This is a genomic window from Rhodococcus jostii RHA1 (assembly GCF_000014565.1).
Lineage (GTDB): Bacteria > Actinomycetota > Actinomycetes > Mycobacteriales > Mycobacteriaceae > Rhodococcus_F > Rhodococcus_F jostii_A.
Genome location: NC_008270.1, coordinates 393,216 through 410,155, shown reverse-complemented (window position 1 = coordinate 410,155; position 16,940 = coordinate 393,216). Strand labels below are relative to the sequence as shown.

The 16,940-nt window shown below is 61.5% G+C and carries 18 protein-coding genes; 5 read left to right on the top strand and 13 right to left on the bottom strand.

From position 1 onward, the window contains the following. Positions 1-560: 560 nt before the first annotated feature. From RHA1_RS42685 to RHA1_RS42625, 13 genes are all read right to left on the bottom strand, one after another. Positions 561-1,295: an enoyl-CoA hydratase/isomerase family protein gene (locus tag RHA1_RS42685; RefSeq protein ID WP_011600246.1), complete on the bottom strand. Its 735-nt coding sequence runs from the start codon at positions 1,293-1,295 to the stop codon at positions 561-563. Positions 1,296-1,634: 339 nt separating this feature from the next. Further along, positions 1,635-2,405: a GntR family transcriptional regulator gene (locus RHA1_RS42680; RefSeq protein ID WP_050787673.1), complete on the bottom strand. Its 771-nt coding sequence runs from the start codon at positions 2,403-2,405 to the stop codon at positions 1,635-1,637. A gap of 276 nt (positions 2,406-2,681) precedes the next feature. Beyond that, positions 2,682-2,963, bottom strand: coding sequence for a BMC domain-containing protein (locus tag RHA1_RS42675; RefSeq protein ID WP_011600241.1), 282 nt, complete (start codon positions 2,961-2,963; stop codon positions 2,682-2,684). A gap of 12 nt (positions 2,964-2,975) precedes the next feature. Next, entirely contained in the window at positions 2,976-3,242 is a 267-nt protein-coding gene (locus RHA1_RS42670) for a EutN/CcmL family microcompartment protein (protein ID WP_011600240.1), read from the bottom strand. Then, on the bottom strand, positions 3,239-3,676 hold the full coding sequence (locus RHA1_RS42665; RefSeq protein WP_011600239.1) for a hypothetical protein: 438 nt from the start codon (positions 3,674-3,676) through the stop codon (positions 3,239-3,241). The genes RHA1_RS42670 and RHA1_RS42665 overlap by 4 nt, the downstream gene beginning before the upstream one ends. Continuing rightward, positions 3,673-4,278, bottom strand: a complete 606-nt coding sequence (locus RHA1_RS42660) for a BMC domain-containing protein (RefSeq protein ID WP_011600238.1) — start codon at positions 4,276-4,278, stop codon at positions 3,673-3,675. Before RHA1_RS42660 ends, RHA1_RS42665 begins: the two co-directional genes overlap by 4 nt. Next, on the bottom strand, positions 4,271-5,878 hold the full coding sequence (locus RHA1_RS42655; protein WP_237727112.1) for an aspartate aminotransferase family protein: 1,608 nt from the start codon (positions 5,876-5,878) through the stop codon (positions 4,271-4,273). The genes RHA1_RS42660 and RHA1_RS42655 overlap by 8 nt, the downstream gene beginning before the upstream one ends. Beyond that, complete coding sequence (locus RHA1_RS42650) at positions 5,868-6,575, bottom strand: microcompartment protein (protein ID WP_011600242.1); 708 nt, start codon at positions 6,573-6,575, stop codon at positions 5,868-5,870. The genes RHA1_RS42655 and RHA1_RS42650 overlap by 11 nt, the downstream gene beginning before the upstream one ends. Next, positions 6,575-6,856 carry a BMC domain-containing protein gene (locus RHA1_RS42645; protein WP_011600241.1) on the bottom strand — a complete coding sequence of 94 codons (282 nt, stop codon included), beginning with the start codon at positions 6,854-6,856 and terminating at the stop codon, positions 6,575-6,577. The genes RHA1_RS42650 and RHA1_RS42645 overlap by 1 nt, the downstream gene beginning before the upstream one ends. 12 nt (positions 6,857-6,868) lie before the next feature. Further along, positions 6,869-7,135: a EutN/CcmL family microcompartment protein gene (locus RHA1_RS42640; RefSeq protein ID WP_011600240.1), complete on the bottom strand. Its 267-nt coding sequence runs from the start codon at positions 7,133-7,135 to the stop codon at positions 6,869-6,871. Then, positions 7,132-7,569: a hypothetical protein gene (locus RHA1_RS42635; protein ID WP_011600239.1), complete on the bottom strand. Its 438-nt coding sequence runs from the start codon at positions 7,567-7,569 to the stop codon at positions 7,132-7,134. Before RHA1_RS42635 ends, RHA1_RS42640 begins: the two co-directional genes overlap by 4 nt. Next, positions 7,566-8,171, bottom strand: a complete 606-nt coding sequence (locus RHA1_RS42630; protein WP_011600238.1) for a BMC domain-containing protein — start codon at positions 8,169-8,171, stop codon at positions 7,566-7,568. Before RHA1_RS42630 ends, RHA1_RS42635 begins: the two co-directional genes overlap by 4 nt. Next, a complete protein-coding gene (locus RHA1_RS42625) occupies positions 8,164-9,612 on the bottom strand; it encodes an aldehyde dehydrogenase family protein (protein WP_337505452.1) in 1,449 nt (482 codons plus the stop codon). The genes RHA1_RS42630 and RHA1_RS42625 overlap by 8 nt, the downstream gene beginning before the upstream one ends. A gap of 488 nt (positions 9,613-10,100) precedes the next feature. On the opposite strand from RHA1_RS42625, the gene RHA1_RS42620 reads away from it, so the two are divergent. The 5 genes from RHA1_RS42620 (at position 10,101) to RHA1_RS42585 (ending at position 16,740) form a co-directional block, all read left to right on the top strand. Continuing rightward, a complete protein-coding gene (locus RHA1_RS42620; RefSeq protein ID WP_011600236.1) occupies positions 10,101-11,165 on the top strand; it encodes a phosphotransferase enzyme family protein in 1,065 nt (354 codons plus the stop codon). Next, positions 11,158-12,393 carry a putative manganese transporter gene (locus RHA1_RS42615; protein ID WP_041813647.1) on the top strand — a complete coding sequence of 412 codons (1,236 nt, stop codon included), beginning with the start codon at positions 11,158-11,160 and terminating at the stop codon, positions 12,391-12,393. Before RHA1_RS42620 ends, RHA1_RS42615 begins: the two co-directional genes overlap by 8 nt. Positions 12,394-12,432: 39 nt before the next feature. Then, positions 12,433-12,858, top strand: coding sequence for a PAS domain-containing protein (locus RHA1_RS42610; RefSeq protein WP_011600234.1), 426 nt, complete (start codon positions 12,433-12,435; stop codon positions 12,856-12,858). Between the two features lie 1,999 nt (positions 12,859-14,857). Continuing rightward, positions 14,858-15,763, top strand: a complete 906-nt coding sequence (locus tag RHA1_RS42590; RefSeq protein ID WP_011600230.1) for a 5-oxoprolinase subunit B family protein — start codon at positions 14,858-14,860, stop codon at positions 15,761-15,763. Continuing rightward, positions 15,760-16,740 carry a 5-oxoprolinase subunit C family protein gene (locus tag RHA1_RS42585; RefSeq protein WP_011600229.1) on the top strand — a complete coding sequence of 327 codons (981 nt, stop codon included), beginning with the start codon at positions 15,760-15,762 and terminating at the stop codon, positions 16,738-16,740. The genes RHA1_RS42590 and RHA1_RS42585 overlap by 4 nt, the downstream gene beginning before the upstream one ends. The last annotated feature ends 200 nt before the right edge of the window (positions 16,741-16,940 follow it).

Sequence of the window (16,940 nt, the reverse complement as noted above, 5' to 3'; positions counted from 1 at the left end):
ATGCGCCTCACGAAAAGGTAGCCCATTACGCCGACCATGCGCAACCATTTGTTGGTTTTGGTGACCCTCGCCTGCGCAGAACGTCTTGTTCCGGCGTGGGGAGCATCCTGGCGGAGATAAACAACTCCAGACCCAGATCACGCGATGCGGGAAGCTCAGCACAGGACACTGGTAGAACGATTCTGGTGGAAGACTGGCTCAGGGAGCGTGCCGGCTCGGAACCAGACGACTACGGCCGCGGAACTACCCAAGAAGCGCGTGTCTCATTCGATCGACGCGTGAATTGACAGGGCAACCTTTTCGAAGAAGCACCGGGATGATGAACGTCCGGTTGGTTGTTGCAGCGGGCTCCTAGGTTCTAGAGGTTAGCTGCTTGTGTGGCGTTCCGATAGCCTGCTATCTCGCATGTCCAGACAGTCACGACCGTTGTGGCCGACCCCTCTGACGTCGGCCACGCTCGACTGCGATGATCAATTGCCGGGGATTGTCCACGTCGGATCGGGAATTATTGTCGGTCCCGGGTAGGAGGATACGACTACCACTGCTCTGTCCTGGTGGTATCAGTGCGACAGAGACGCCAGATAGTCGCTGATGTGTCCGCTATTCCATGACGTGACCCACCCTGCAGTCACCGCGCGGTCGAGCTCGGCATTGGCCTCGATCGCCACCATCGTGGGAGCGTGGAGTTGGGCCTTGGTGGTAGTGAAAGCATGCGGAGGAATATCAGCAAGTCGGCGTGCCTCGCTCATGGCGCGGCTCTCCAACTCCTTCGGCTCCACGGCGGTGACCAACCCGTAGCCGTCGGCCTCGTCCACCGCGACAGTGCTGGCGTTGGTGATCATGGTGTAGGCATGGTGTCCGATCGCTGTGCGCAACACCTCGATTCCGGCCACCGGAAGTGGGACGCCGACCGCCAACTCCGGAAGACCGATCCTGCCTCTCCCCATGAATCGCACGTCTGCGGCGGCGGCGAGCAGGCATCCGCCAGCGATTGCATGCCCGTTGATGGCAGCTACCACAGGTAAGGGGCACTGGAAGATGTCCAGGATCGCGGCGGACAAGGCAGGAAGGAAGGTGAGGATGTACTCGCGGCCACCGTCTTGTATTCGACGAAGATCCACTCCCGCTGAAAAGGAGGATCCGACGCCGGTCACAATGACGGCGCCGTCGGCCCGAGTGGACAGGGACCTGAACACCGCAGACAGTTCTGCGAGTAGTTCGAGGTCGAGAGCGTTCACCTTTCCGTGCTCGATGCTGATTACGACGATGTTCTCGTGCTCGTCGACTGTGATCACTGGAACTCCTGGATGCGGGACGTCGATATCGACGCAGGCGTCGGTGAGGAAGAGGGCAGACACGGAACCACGCATGTGGGCACTGTTGGGTCCGCGACTTGGTGCGTGACGAGCGGACGAACGTCAGCGACTCAGGTGTGTTGTCCGTCTGGCTGCTCGGCGCGTCGAATGTCTCCGGGCAGGCCGGACATCCAGCGTCCGGGGACCGTTACTGGCAGTCTTGATTTGTCCAATATGCAGCTTGAAATCCACTGATGGTAATCCAGCTCCGAGAGAGCGTTTCAGTGCATCAAACAGGAAAAGGCGCTGTGATTTCGGTGTGTCAATGACCGCGTGTTCTCACGCGTCGATGGTCGTGTACGCAGGTTTCCCGTCGCTGCGTACTGTGATGGCCGTCCGGTCAGCTCGCCACAGCTCTCTCGAAAATTCGAACGTCCGCCCACTCCCGAGCTCTGCAGTTCGGGTGACGAATATCAGAGCAGACCCTACGGCGACCTGCAGCAGTCCAGCAACCTCACGCTCAGCGGTCGTCGCTGTGATCGTTTCGACGGTCACTTCTGGCCGGATGTCATACTTTGAATCGAGAATCTCGTACAGCGATCCGAGTGGCTGATCGAGAAGTCCTGGAAAGAGATCGCATGGCAAATCCGTCGTCTCCAGAACGAGGGGTAGCCCACCCGCAAATCGAAGCCGCTCGATGTGAAAGACCCAGGCATCGGACTCTAGCCCCAGCTGCTTTGCGATCTCATCGTCGGGCGGCCCCGCACGGGTCCCTAGGACCGTTGTCCCGGAATCAATTCCCTGCGCCCGTAGATATACGGGTAGACCCCCGAGCGGTGTCGTGCGGATCAGCTTTTTCGGTGCAACGAAGATGCCCCCACTGCGACCGTGAGTCCGGAGAATCCGTCCCTGGGACTCGAGTTGCTCGAGCGCCCTGCGAATGGTCCACCGACTCACCCCCAAGCTCTGCGCGAGTTCCCGTTCGGCTCCGATTCGATCACCTGGCGCCAATGAGCGGTCGGTGATTATGGATTGTATGGAGCCGACAATCTCCTCGGTAGATCCGCCGGTGGAGAGTGTTCGATCCTTGCTCTTGTCACCCTCAGTCATAGAACGCACCCTCCTCCCGGCCAGTATTCCACCGAAACTATCAAATGGTTGCCTGAGAAGCAATTGGTCAGGTATGGAGCTCACCAGACCTCGACTCAGACGACGTCACAAGACCGAGGCACACGCCGATAAAATCGTTGCCCTCCCGATGCCCTCATGGCAACAGTCATCGCGGGTTGGCGCGATTTTGGGTTGGGCGTCGCCGGAAGAGGGCGCCGACGAGCCGGTCGCTCCGAGCACAAACCCTTGCACGGGTGACGATCACCGCATTCGTGGTTACTGGTTTCCGTTGACGGTGAAGTGCTTGCCGAGGTCGGCGTGGGGTCGGGGGATGACGTGGACGGAGACGAGCTCACCAATGGTGGCGGCGGTTTCCGAGCCTGCCTCGGTGGCTGCCTTCACGGCACCGACGTCGCCGTTGATGATGACGGCGACGAGTCCGTCACCGACCTCTGCGCGACCGATCAGGGTGACGTTGGCCGCTTTGACCATGGCGTCGGCGGCCGCAAGGGAAGCGACGTAGCCGCGGGTTTCGATCATGCCGATTGCATCACTCATGGGAAGAACCTTTCATTGTGGGTTGGGTGTTGCTGAAGGCGCGGGGGGGTCGATGACTCCGATGATGAGCGCATCGGCCGGGGTGCTGCCGGGGAGGTGGTGTGCTACAGCGCTGCCGAGGGCGACCAACACGTGATCACCCGGGCCGCTTCCGAGATGGTCCAAGGCCACGTAACGCTCGGCGGTCTCATCTCGCTGCACCTCGAGCAGCGCTCCGGACGGAAAGCCGTCGAGCCGCTTGGTCGCCCATACAGGGCCGAGGACAGTCGCTTTGATCATGGTCGCCGCACCACCTCGACCGACGATTTCCGGATCTGTTCGCGGGCAAGCGGAGTGATGACCACCGTCCGGCCGAGAACGAGCCGAGCCCGCTCGGTGATGGCACGGGCAACGATGCGCTCGGTCAACACCCCCTTGTCGATCTCGATGCTGTCGGTCGCCTGCCCCTCGGCGGCAGGTGCTGTGGGCGACGAAACGGCCGCCGCACCGTTGCCTGCGGTGTCGAGCTGGAAACAAAGCTGCCCGGAACGCAGCAACGGCCCGGTGACCGGGTCATCGAGTGTCGTGACGACCCGGCGGACGAAGCCGTTGAGCTGCTCGTCGTCGGTGATCACCACCCGCTGGGGCCGAGTCAGGAGGTTCAGCTGGGGAATGATCTCGCTGATCAGCTCACGCACCAGAGCGCGCAGCCCGAGCGCGGGTGCCGATGTCATCGCCGCATCTCCAACGCTGCCCCGGCGGCATCAGCCGCGGTCCGTACCGCGTCCTCGTCGCCGGCCAGATAGACACGCCCGGAGGCGCCCATCATGCGATAGTCGACGACCTTGATCGGACTGGCCTTCTCGGCTTCGTTCGTCGCCAGGATCGCGTACGACGCCGGCTGCATCTCCATCACGAACAACGAATCACCGGGCAGCAGCATCGACCCGGACTTGTTGCGGTTGACCAAAAAAGCATGCTCGTCATCGACATTGGAAATGATCTTCGACGCGATCACCTCCGGTGGACGCGCCTCGGTCTCCGAAGCACCCAACGCATCGAGGACCGCATCAGCCGCCAACCGCACAGCATCCGCCGAACGCGAATGAATCTCGAGGTACCCGAACTGCCGCTCCACCACCAACATGCCAGCCCTGACCTGCGCATGCTTCAGAGCAACATCCGTCAACGGCTCGATATCCAGCCCCGGAGCGATCTCGATCACCTGCGCCGACATATTCGTCCGCGGCAAACTACCGCGAACAAAGGTGCCCAGATAACACATCGTCTGAGGCTGCAACTTGTCGATGAAAATGAACGACCGCAGATCAGCCATGATTCTGCCCAATCAGCCCGCGCAGCTCTTCGACAATCAGACGACGCAACTCCTCACGCACCGCACCATCACCCAACCCAACCCCAGACGGATCCTGGTCCGAGGGTGAATCGGTCGTTGTCTCGGGCGTAGGTCGGGCGCTTTGGCGCAATTCGCGCGCCACGTTGTCGAATTCGGTCAGCAGTCGATCGGTGTCGGACTGACTCAGGACTAGCGGCGGGCGTACCTTGATCACGTTTCCGTAGGTCCCCGCCGTGCTAGTCAGGACCCGGTGCTGACGAAGTCCGTTCACGAATGCCAGTGTGGTCTCGGTGTCCGGGATCGCCGTGTCGAAGTCGGACACGAACTCGACTCCGATGTAGAGACCGGCTCCTCGAACGTCCGCCGCGAAGTTATTGCGGGTGAGTATTTCCCGAATCCCGGCGACCAATTGACCGCCCTTGTCCTGGGCATTGGCGATCAAGTTTTCGTCGCGAATTACCTCCAGCACGGCCTGCGCGGCTGCTACCGGTGCGTTCTCGCCACCGAACGTGTTGAAGTATGCCGTTTCTCGCGAAAATTTCTCCAGCAGAGCACTTTTCGCCACAACCCCTCCGATGGGCATGCCATTGCCCATCGGCTTCCCCATGGTGACCAGGTCGGCAACGATGTTGCTGCGCTGGTACCCCCACATGGCTTCCCCGGTGCGCCCGAATCCGGATTGCACTTCGTCACTGATGAGGAGCCCGCCGGCCCGGTGGACCAACTCGATCGCGGCCTTCAACACCCCGGGATCGGGGTGGATCCCGTCCGAAGAGAACATGCTGTCGACGACGAAGGCGGCCAACTGCACACCTCGACGGTTCAGGTCATCGATCTGAGCCTGGAGGCTACTCAAAAACTTCGTTTCGGCCTCGGCACGATCCGCTCTGAACGTATCCGGAGGAGGCACGAGCCGTACATCCGAACCGAGGACGGTGCCCTTGCCCGACGACGGTGACCAGGACGCGACGTCCCGCGTACACCCGTGATAGGCGTACTCGGAGACGATGACACCTGTGCCGCCGGTTACCGTCCGTGCGATGCGCACAGCGAGGTCGTTGGCCTCGGACCCCGTGCAAGTGAACATGACGTTGTCCAACGCGCTGTCATGTGTACTCACGAGATTTTCGGCGTAGTCGACGATGTCGCGCTGCAGGTACCGGGTGTTCGTGTTCATCAGGCGAAGCTGTCGGCAGACAGCATCGACGACATGCGGATGGTTGTGACCGACGCTGGCAACGTTGTTGTACGCATCGAGGTATTCGTGGCCGTAAACATCGATGATTTTCGTGCCTTGTGCACGAATCGGTTGGAACGGCTCCTCGTAGGACAACCGGTATGCGGGCCCCATGACACGCTGGCGACGCTCAACCAGCTCACGTGTTTGGCTGTCAAGCGAGGAAAGTTTGTCGGCGTTGAGAGTGTTCAACGCGACAATCTCGGTCAGTTTCGGCTTGGCGATCGAATCTTGCTGCATGGGATCGTCTTCTTTCACAGTTGGGACTGCGGCGACGGCGGTCGTGAGACGCTCGTACCCTCGGGTATTGGTCGGACGGCTGAGCGTGAGGTCATCGTCCAATCACCGCCTCGAGAACTCTCGTGATCTCCTCGCGCGCGATGGTGACACTCTTCAGATCACCCGAGATGAACAGACGTCCTGCTGCACCGATCATTTGCACGTCCACCAGTGTCAGGTTCGGGGCTACCCGTTCGGCACTGTTGGCTGCTACGGCAGCGAATAGCGCCGGGGCCATCTCATACACCAGCAGAGCGGAACCCGGCATCAGCATCGACGCGTCCCGGGTGCGGTTGAGGATGACGGCGTGCTGGTCGCCGATTTCCTCGATGATGTCGCTGTAGAGGATTTTCGGTTTGAGTTGATCCTCCGCCTTCGCGTTCAGGGTCTTCAGGATCGCCTGCCCGGCCTGTTCCACGACGTCGGCGCTGGGGCTGTGAACCTCCAGGATGCCGTATTGCCGTTCCACGTAGAGAAGGCCCGGCTCGACCTCGGGAGTCGCTTTCAACGCCGCGTCGATCACCCGCTGGATCGCCAACGCAGGCGCAACTTCGACGATGAGCGAATGATCGCCCGCTTTCGGCGGGTAGCCGCGGGCCCGGGTCGGTGTCGCCATCGTGGCCGCAAACTGGCGCTGGAGTCCTTCGATTCGAAGGTAGACGCGCAGTTCAGTCGACGGTGTGCCTGAATCGGGTGCGGCGGACGAGGCCGAGCTTCGCTTCGTTGCGGCGGCCTGCTTCGTAGTAGTTGGTGTCGACATTACTGGTTTCCGTTGACGGTGAAGTGCTTGCCGAGGTCGGCGTGGGGTCGGGGGATGACGTGGACGGAGACGAGCTCACCAATGGTGGCGGCGGTTTCCGAGCCTGCCTCGGTGGCTGCCTTCACGGCACCGACGTCGCCGTTGATGATGACGGCGACGAGTCCGTCACCGACCTCTGCGCGACCGATCAGGGTGACGTTGGCCGCTTTGACCATGGCGTCGGCGGCCGCAAGGGAAGCGACGTAGCCGCGGGTTTCGATCATGCCGATTGCATCACTCATGGGAAGAACCTTTCATTGTGGGTTGGGTGTTGCTGAAGGCGCGGGGGGGTCGATGACTCCGATGATGAGCGCATCGGCCGGGGTGCTGCCGGGGAGGTGGTGTGCTACAGCGCTGCCGAGGGCGACCAACACGTGATCACCCGGGCCGCTTCCGAGATGGTCCAAGGCCACGTAACGCTCGGCGGTCTCATCTCGCTGCACCTCGAGCAGCGCTCCGGACGGAAAGCCGTCGAGCCGCTTGGTCGCCCATACAGGGCCGAGGACAGTCGCTTTGATCATGGTCGCCGCACCACCTCGACCGACGATTTCCGGATCTGTTCGCGGGCAAGCGGAGTGATGACCACCGTCCGGCCGAGAACGAGCCGAGCCCGCTCGGTGATGGCACGGGCAACGATGCGCTCGGTCAACACCCCCTTGTCGATCTCGATGCTGTCGGTCGCCTGCCCCTCGGCGGCAGGTGCTGTGGGCGACGAAACGGCCGCCGCACCGTTGCCTGCGGTGTCGAGCTGGAAACAAAGCTGCCCGGAACGCAGCAACGGCCCGGTGACCGGGTCATCGAGTGTCGTGACGACCCGGCGGACGAAGCCGTTGAGCTGCTCGTCGTCGGTGATCACCACCCGCTGGGGCCGAGTCAGGAGGTTCAGCTGGGGAATGATCTCGCTGATCAGCTCACGCACCAGAGCGCGCAGCCCGAGCGCGGGTGCCGATGTCATCGCCGCATCTCCAACGCTGCCCCGGCGGCATCAGCCGCGGTCCGTACCGCGTCCTCGTCGCCGGCCAGATAGACACGCCCGGAGGCGCCCATCATGCGATAGTCGACGACCTTGATCGGACTGGCCTTCTCGGCTTCGTTCGTCGCCAGGATCGCGTACGACGCCGGCTGCATCTCCATCACGAACAACGAATCACCGGGCAGCAGCATCGACCCGGACTTGTTGCGGTTGACCAAAAAAGCATGCTCGTCATCGACATTGGAAATGATCTTCGACGCGATCACCTCCGGTGGACGCGCCTCGGTCTCCGAAGCACCCAACGCATCGAGGACCGCATCAGCCGCCAACCGCACAGCATCCGCCGAACGCGAATGAATCTCGAGGTACCCGAACTGCCGCTCCACCACCAACATGCCAGCCCTGACCTGCGCATGCTTCAGAGCAACATCCGTCAACGGCTCGATATCCAGCCCCGGAGCGATCTCGATCACCTGCGCCGACATATTCGTCCGCGGCAAACTACCGCGAACAAAGGTGCCCAGATAACACATCGTCTGAGGCTGCAACTTGTCGATGAAAATGAACGACCGCAGATCAGCCATGATTCTGCCCAATCAGCCCGCGCAGCTCTTCGACAATCAGACGACGCAACTCCTCACGCACCGCACCATCACCCAACCCAACCCCAGACACACCGGACCGGTCGCCTCGGGTGGGTTGCAGAGACGCGAACTGAGGGAAGACGGCGCCCACCGGATATGCCGCACGCTTCCACTGCACCAGGTGTTCGGGCGCCAGATTTTCCCCGAGCGAGCTTCCTCCGGCGAAACCTGTCCCGATCGACATCGTGAGTGGAAGTCCGGTGCCGATGCCCGCGTTGCCCAGGCTTCCGCCGATGTTCACTGCAACTCGGTGAACCGGGAGACGGTGGGAATAGTCGAGTACGTGCTGCGGGTCCTCGCTGTGGATGACCGCCGAATGGCCGACACCGACGATGTCGACGAGGGAGGCAGCCGCCGCCAATGCCTGGTCGAAGTTTGAAACCGTCATCACGGCCAGTACGGGGCTCAACTTCTCATGGGTGAGCGGCTCGTCATCACGGATGCTGTCGATCGGAGCCAGCAATAGTTGGGTGCCCTCCGCAACGGTGATCCCGGCTTTTTTCGCGATCTCGCGCGCGGGCCTTCCTACGACCTCGGTGTTGAATTTACCTTTGGGGTACATGTAGTTGCGGAGCCGTCGCGTCTCATCGGGCCGGCACAGATGTGCACCCCGCCGGACCAACAACTCATTCATTCGAGAGGCGATCGACTCGACCATGATGAGGACCGACTCCGCCGTGCAGAGGACTGAATTGTCGAATGCCTTCGACGCTGAGATCTGATCCGCCGCTCGCTCCAGGTCTGCTGTTTCATCGACCACCACGGCAGCGTTGCCGGGGCCCACTCCGATCGCGGGCGTTCCGGATCGGTATGCGGCTCGGACGACCGCCGAGCCTCCTGTTGCGAGGATCAGGTTCACTCGCGCGTCACCCATCGCTGCTTCGATCAGTGGAACCGATGGCTTGTTCAGGATCTGGATTGCTCCCTCCGGTGCGCCCGCCTCGGTGGCGGCGCGACTGAGGAGCTGGGCGGCCTCGAGGCTCGTCTGCACGGCGGCTGGATGGGGGCTGATGACGACGGCGTTTCTGGTCAACAGCGACGAAAGAACCTTGAAGTACAGGTTGGCGACCGGGCTCGTGGAGGGTGTGACCGCGAAGATCACTCCCGCCGGCTTGGGACTGAGCAGCAGTTTCTTTTCGTTGTCAGCACGGTGACTGACAAAATCCAGGTCGCCGTATTCACGCACGAAGCCGGACGAGACTGCTTCGTTCTTCGCTACTTTGTCTTCGGCCACACCGAACCCGGTCTCGTCCGCAGCCTTCTCGGCGAGCTGTCGAGCGTTCTGGAGTGCAACGTTCGCAACCGCCCGCACGATGCGGTCGACCTGAGATCGGTCGTAGGCCTCGAACGCTGTCGCCGCAACTTGCGCCCGGTCGAGCACGGTGTCGAGCTCCGGCGAGCGGTCGAATTCTGGTGTTCTCACGTGAACATCGGCCTCTCTTGATAGGGGACTTCGGGAAGCCAAGGCGCCGCCAAGCGATCGTGCTGACTGAAACACACTGAGGCGCCGACCCCATCGGTAAATGGTCGTAAAAGGTTGGCTTCACAGTCTCACGTTTGCTCAAGTGTGTCAAGGACCACGCCGCCATTGGTTGCTGGGCCCTCGTTCCCGTCAGCACCGGCGGTCGCACCGCCGTGACTCGGAAACCGCCAGTTCAGCGCCCGCGACGAGGGAACTACAACCTTCTCTCCACCAGGTTGTAGCGACGAGCAGCCTGCCGATTAATCCGCATTATGGTTGCCTTCGGATGGGGTTGTGGTTTGCTTATGGTTGCCATATGTTGTAATAGTGTGACGGGCATCACCAGATGTCACTCACCCCTTGCTTGGCAGTAACTGGCTGCCTTCTGCGTTCGAGGAGATATACAGATGTCGGAGACGGCTGCCGATTACGAACCATTTGCCCGCGCGTCGCTTCCAAAATATGGGTTGGAACGGGCATCCCTGACGTTGCTCAGCTACTCGGAAAACGCGACCTACCTGGCTGAACTCGACGGAGAGCGTTCCGTGGTGCGCGTCCACCGGCCGGGCTACAACAGCCTCGCCGAGGTGGAGTCGGAGCTCGCGTGGATGGAGAGCGTGCGCTCGGACTCGTCCATCCGGACTCCAGCGGTCAGACTCGCCGGCGATGGCAACAGCGTGGTCGCGATTGAACACGCAGGTGAGACTCGACTGGTGGATGTCTTCGAGTTCATCCCGGGCATCAGCGCGGAAGATGCGGCTTCGGGTATCAGCTTCAGCGATCTCGGTGCCGTCACCGCGTCGTTGCACCAGCATGTGCAGGCATGGACGCCTCCGGCAAAGTTCGTCCGCTTCCGCTGGGATCTCGACTCGATGCTCGGAGAGACCGGTCGGTGGGGAGACTGGCGTCACGCACCAAATCTGACTCAATCAGACCGTGAGGTGATCGAGACTGCCGAACGTTCCGTCAGAGAGCGGCTTCTCCGGTTCGGTACCGGAGCGGACCGGTTCGGACTGGTGCACTCCGACCTTCGGATGTCCAACCTCATTGTCCGTGACGGAGAGATCATCGTCATCGACTTCGACGATTGTGGATGGTCCTGGTTCCTGACCGACCTCGCCGCAGTGATCACCTGGAACGAGGCCAGCCCGTCCGCCCGTACCACCGTGGAGACGTGGCTGCGCGGCTACCTGAGCATCGGTCAACTCGATGATGCCGCAATTGCCGAAATTCCCACTTTCATCATGCTCCGCCGCCTAATGATCACCGCATGGATCGGCACCCACCCCGAATCGGAGCCCGCTCGAACACTCGGACCCCACCTCGCCGCCGAAACGGCATCGCTCGCTCAGCGCTACCTCACCGATCCGACGTGGTTCGCCTTCGACGCCGACTCATTGAGGAACACTGCGGGCCGGGATCCTCTTCCCTCGGTCGTCAACGATCTTGAAGAGCGTTGCTCCAATGGGTGATCTGCTAGAGACACTCGGAGATCCTCTTGTAGATGCCTTTCTCGGTATCGGCGTTCTCGTCGCTTTCATGCTTGCGGTCATGGGCTGGGCCCGCGGTCGCTGGGGAGCGCGATGGGACGGATGGTTGCTCCACTACCCGAAATGTGGACCTCTGCTCGCCGCGACCTTGTCGCTGCCCCCGGGATGCAGCGGAGTCATCGCCACTGTCACCCTCTACGGTCAACGCCGAGTGACATACGGAACGGTGATCGCCGCGCTGCTTGCCACGATGGGTGATTCGGCATGGCTTCTACTGGCCGCTGACCCGATGCTCGCGCTCGAACTCAAAGCGCTGTTTTTCGTGGTGGGCGCCCTGGGCGGCAGTCTTGTCGACTGGGCACGGATCGAACCCCGAGCTCGACAGTTGTCGACCGACGTGTCACGGCGGGGACTGACCACCGTCGTGACGACCCTCCGTCCCCGCGATACTGCGCAATCGAGCAACAGCCTCCAACTCCTCTCTCGACGACCAACGATGTCGGCTCCCCCTCCATCGCCACCGGTATCCGGTCCAGTCCGAAGCTGGTGGAAGACAACCGAGCCGTGTTGCGTCGAGCCTGGTCTTCGGTCGGGGGAATCCGAGACCGGCCGGCCCGATGGCTTCCTGATCGCCTTCTGGTCCGTTATCGCTGTGGGATTCGTGCTCGCAATCCCTGTGGAGTTCAATCTGATCGATGAGGAAGCGTTTCCGACAATCTTCGGCATGAACTCGTATATGGCGGTGGGTCTCGTGGGATTCGCGGTTGCCTGCGCAGTTTTCCTGCGTGGACGCAGCCACCAACATGACTGTGACTGCGTCGACGCGTCTTCCCGACTCGTTCAGCTCCGTCACACCGCGTACAGCGCGTCCTTCATGATCGTCTTGGTGGGTCTGGTTACCTTGGTGTCTGCAGCCGTAACCGAGGTCACCGGGTTCGATCCTGCGGTCCTTCCATTCCATGGTGCTCTCGGTGTGATCGTCGCCTCGCTCGTCGGCCTTCTCCCCTCCTGCGGCCTGGAAGTCGTGGTGGCCGGTCTCTTCCTATCCGGTGGTCTACCTCTGCCAGCATTGCTGGCCTATCTGATCAGTCACGACGGCGCCGGGCTGCTCCCGCTATTCGCCGTTCATCGGCGGTCAGCGATCATCTCAACCGTACTAACTACTGTGCCGGCGTTATTAATTGGGTTCGCAGCCCTTGTCGCCGTCTGACCCCACCTTCATCCGCGTTGAAAAAAGAAAGGATCTACTATGACACCCCACACTCCCGACTTCCAGGCGATCTTCGAACAGGCACCGGTCAACTACGTCGTGGTGGACAATGACTACCGGATTGTCGCAGCCACGAACGGATACCTGGCCATGGCCATGCGGACCCGAGACGCACTCATCGGTCAGAACATCTTCGAGGCATTCCCCGACAACCCGAATGACCCCGAAGCAAAGGGAACGCAGGCGCTGAAATACGGAATCGAGCAAGCCCGGCAGACTGGGAAAGCGGAATGGCTGCCCGGAGCAGTGCGTTACCCCATCGCGCGTCCCGAGGAGCAGGGAGGCGGATACGAGGAACGATGGTTTCGGGCACTCAACGCACCGATCTTCGACACCGATGGCAACGTTGCATACGTGATACATGGAAATGAAGACGTCACTGACTCCACCGACTCCGTCGCCTGACCGAACGACACGGAGAAGCGGATTGCGGCGGTCCTGAACCGGGACCGCCGCAATCCGCGATGATGTACCGCTCGCTCCACCGCGCTCCCTACTGCCCTCTTCGCGGCGTCCTGCGTTCGATCAATCGGGCAAGAAGACCGCCGCGGCGTCGACGATGTGACGGTGCCGGAGGCGCTACTGCACCGGGCCACGACTACCAGTCCACACCCACGTCCCTGCGATCGTCGCCGACAGCGAAAAGGCCCCTCCGGCCAGGCCGCAGCTCGCGGCTGAACACAGAAGCCGCGGCCAATCCTGTGACCGGGGGAATCGGCGTCGAACCTTCCGGCGCAACAGGACGGCGCGGTGCGGTTCGGCGCTTCCGCGTACCGAGTCCGCGGAAGCGCGAGTGACTTCGAGACCGAGCCGATCGATCCGGGTCAGCGCCCCCGCGGCAACCGCAGCCGCCCGCGGTGGCATCCCGAATCGCTCGTCTGGCACGACAACAGAGTCATCTTCACCACGCACTCGGGACGACCAAGCCTCGTGTGTTCACACTGAAACCGGCACGGTCGCCAGTACGTGTGCATTACGCGGACTTTTCCTCCGAGTCGGAGCACCGACCCCATGCCGACGCCCAGACCTGCACTGTGGTCGTGCGTGAACGTTCTCGTAGTCGTTGGCCGCGGCGGTCGTCTGCGGAGGTCGCGAGTCTGGAGATGATTCCCATCGCCCGGCAGCAGATTGAGAAGTGAACGCTGACACTGTATTCAACAGCTCAATAGGATCTGGGTTGACAACGGCGCAGACCAAGTTCAGACGAGTCCACATTGCAATGGCAGTAGTGACGAGAAGTGAGGCGCAGAGATGACGAGGACTGGTTCAGCGTCGTCGTCCATTACGAAACAACCGGTTCCTGGATCGGGGGTGCCGCAAAGGTGCGGGACGAAAGTACTTCCACTGTGCCGAACCAAGACAAGGCGAGTGCACCAGTGACGGCGGACAAGAATCTGCGGCTGGAAGAGCCAACTGCGTGGGGAACCCGAAAGATCACTCACGTGTGTCCTGTGTATTCGGCAGCGAAGTTCGCCTACAGCACACACCGATCCACACGGAACGACCCTGTCATCGATCGCGCGCTCGACGACGTGGCGACTCATCCTGTCCAGTATCGGCAAATTCTGTCCCGCATCCGGTATCGCCGGATGCAGCCCCGCCCGCAGAGCCTCCCCGACCGACTCCAGCCAGCCTCATACGTGCTTCACCGGACTGAGGCAGACGCGCGGTGCGACAGTCGGTCGGCAGGGAGGCATACGCGATGAATCGCTACGATTGGATTCTCTTGCTCGTCGTAGCGTTCGGTGTGTTCGTATTGGCGGCCGCTGGCATGACGATCGTCCTCTCGGGTCTCCACACCTAAAGTGCGACTGGCCCGATACGCCCGAGTGGTGGAGTCGCACGAGGCCATGCTCCGGTCTACTGGGCGGGGCCTCCTCCGAGCACCGCGCATTGTCAATGCAGGGTGCGAAGACCGCAGGACAATAGTTTGTGGTCCGTTTGTGGTTGCGCCGCCGACACACTCGCATCGAGTCCGCCGCGCCGGGGCGTGGAGCAATCCGATACACCGTTCAAAAGACCCTGCTTCATGCAGATATTCCGCGCAGAACAGGTGCATCGAGCGGCCCGGAGCTCACGCCATCGCCGGGCCCGCCGACTCGTGTAACAACCTTTTAATCGCCAAAATGACCCATGCTCCTTGCACTGGTCGGACAATGGACGTAGCGTCGGACTGGATACGGTCCGCTGTGAGCCGCACCATAATCAACGCCGGCTCCGGAGTAAGTCACACCTCGGAGGAAAAATGCGCCACCCCCACCACGCCGAACCTTCCGACGTCGTCCGGAAAGGGTTCGTCGCACACATTCGAGAACCTCGCCTGTCCCGGACGCAGCCGGTTTCGATGTTCCCGATTACCCCCGTGATTTCACGGCCGTCTCAGCGCAAGACGGTCTGACCGATTATGTCCGAATTTTCCTCTACCTCTACCCTGTTCGAGACGCGCTACTCAGCCGGTGCTGAGGAATTCGTCCTCGTCGAGTTCGACGAAGAGATGAGCCTGGAAACAAACCTTCTTGTCCAGCGGGTGGTCACGGACGTCGAGTCCAGTGGTATCGACGGAGTTCTCGATGTATGTCCGGCCAATGTTTCCTATCTCGTCAGGTACGACCCAGATGTGATCTCGTACACGGTATTGGTGAACGATCTCAAGAAGGCCGAGGCACGGTCCCGCGCGAAAGGTTTCGCCTCCTTCGACACCCGCATCGTCGATATACCGGTGCTGTTTAACGATCCGTGGACGCACGAAGTGCTCATGAAGTTCCGGGATCGCGTTCAAGATCCCGACTCGACCGACCTCGAGTATCTCTCGCGCGTCAACGGCTTCGCGGACACGGAAGGTTTCATCGACAGTCTCACCAGTACACCTTCTTTGGCGTCGATGACAGGGTTTGTGCCGGGTATCGTGTGGTCGTATCAGATGGTGCCTAAGAAGCGTCAGTTGCAGGGACCGAAATATCTGCGGCCACGAACGGAGACACCTGATCGGGCCTTCGCACTCGGTGGAGCGTTTCCCGCGATCTATCCAACCCCGAGCGTCGGCGGATACCCAATCTTCGGCCGGGCAGCGGCTCCGGTTTACGATCCAGCTCAGCGACTACCCGACTTTCGTGATCGAACAGAGTTGGTACAGCTCGGAACCATCTGCAACTACCGGCCAATCGCACGTGACGAATATGACGAGATCGGTCGCGCGGTGAGTAACGGGACCTACCGGTACCTGATAAAGCGCATTCGTTTCGAGCCGGCGGAGCTCATCGCCGACCCGGACGAATACAATCGGAACCTGATCGAGGTGCTATACAAATGATCGTCGTGGAAGAACCAGGCTTCATGACAACCGTCCAAGACGCGGGACGACCCGGTCATTATCGGCGGGGGATCCCGCCATCCGGTGCAATGGACATGGAGTCCTACACCCTTGCGAATGCTCTAGTCGACAATCGTCCTGGGTCGGCGGTCCTCGAGTTCACCTTCATGGGGCCGAAGCTGTCATTCTCCGCTCCGGCAACGGTCGCGATCACGGGTGGCGAGATCCCGATCTTTCTCAACGGCAATCCCGTAGAGCCATGGCGATCGCATCACGTACAGCCGGGAGAGGTGCTCTCATTCGGCTTCCTTCAGACAGGTGTCCGCGGGTATATCGCCGTCGCTGGTGGATTCGACGTTACAGAATTTCTCGGTAGCCGCTCGACTCACGTCAACTCCGGCTTCGGAGGATTCGACGGCCGCAAGCTCCACGCGGGCGACCTCCTCCACCTTCTGCCGGAACATGCCGGCTTCCACGCGGTACGGAAACTCTCAGCCGAACACGTCCCTCAGCGAGCGAAGGACGTTGCGTTGCGCTACGTGCCCGGACTCTTCAACTACCGACTGACCGAAGAAGGACGGCGGGACTTCGAAGAACGCGAATGGGCGGTCACCCCCAACGCGGATCGCACGGGGATTCGACTGAGTTGCAAAAACAGCTCGGCCTTGGAGTTCGTCCATCGCGAACAACCGTTTGGCGCCGGAAGTGACCCTTCCAACGTCGTCGACGCGGGATATCCGATCGGGGCGATTCAGATCCCGAGCGGGACCGAGCCGATTGTGCTGGCGCGTGATGCCGTGACGGCCGGCGGATATTGCACAGTGGGCACTGTCATCACGGCCGACCTCGACGTGCTGGGACAGGCGCCCACTCACGGCCGAGTTCGCTTTCGCGCCGTCTCGCTGGAGGAAGCGATGTCCGCTCGGCACGAACGCCAAGACCGTATCGCCCGGGCCTGTGAATCGCTTTCCTCATAGTCGCCTCGATTCCCTTCGTCGGATCATGAGTGCGGCCAGCTCACGCGGACGGTTTGCGCCAGAGAGCTAAGCCCATTTGGCCGAGTCACACCACGCCTATGTCGAGAGACACGGGCTGCGGGTATGTGTCGGCACGCGCCTGCTCGGGGCAGTCCTGCCATTGACAGGCGCGCGTCGATACCTCGAATCGCCTCGCCGGC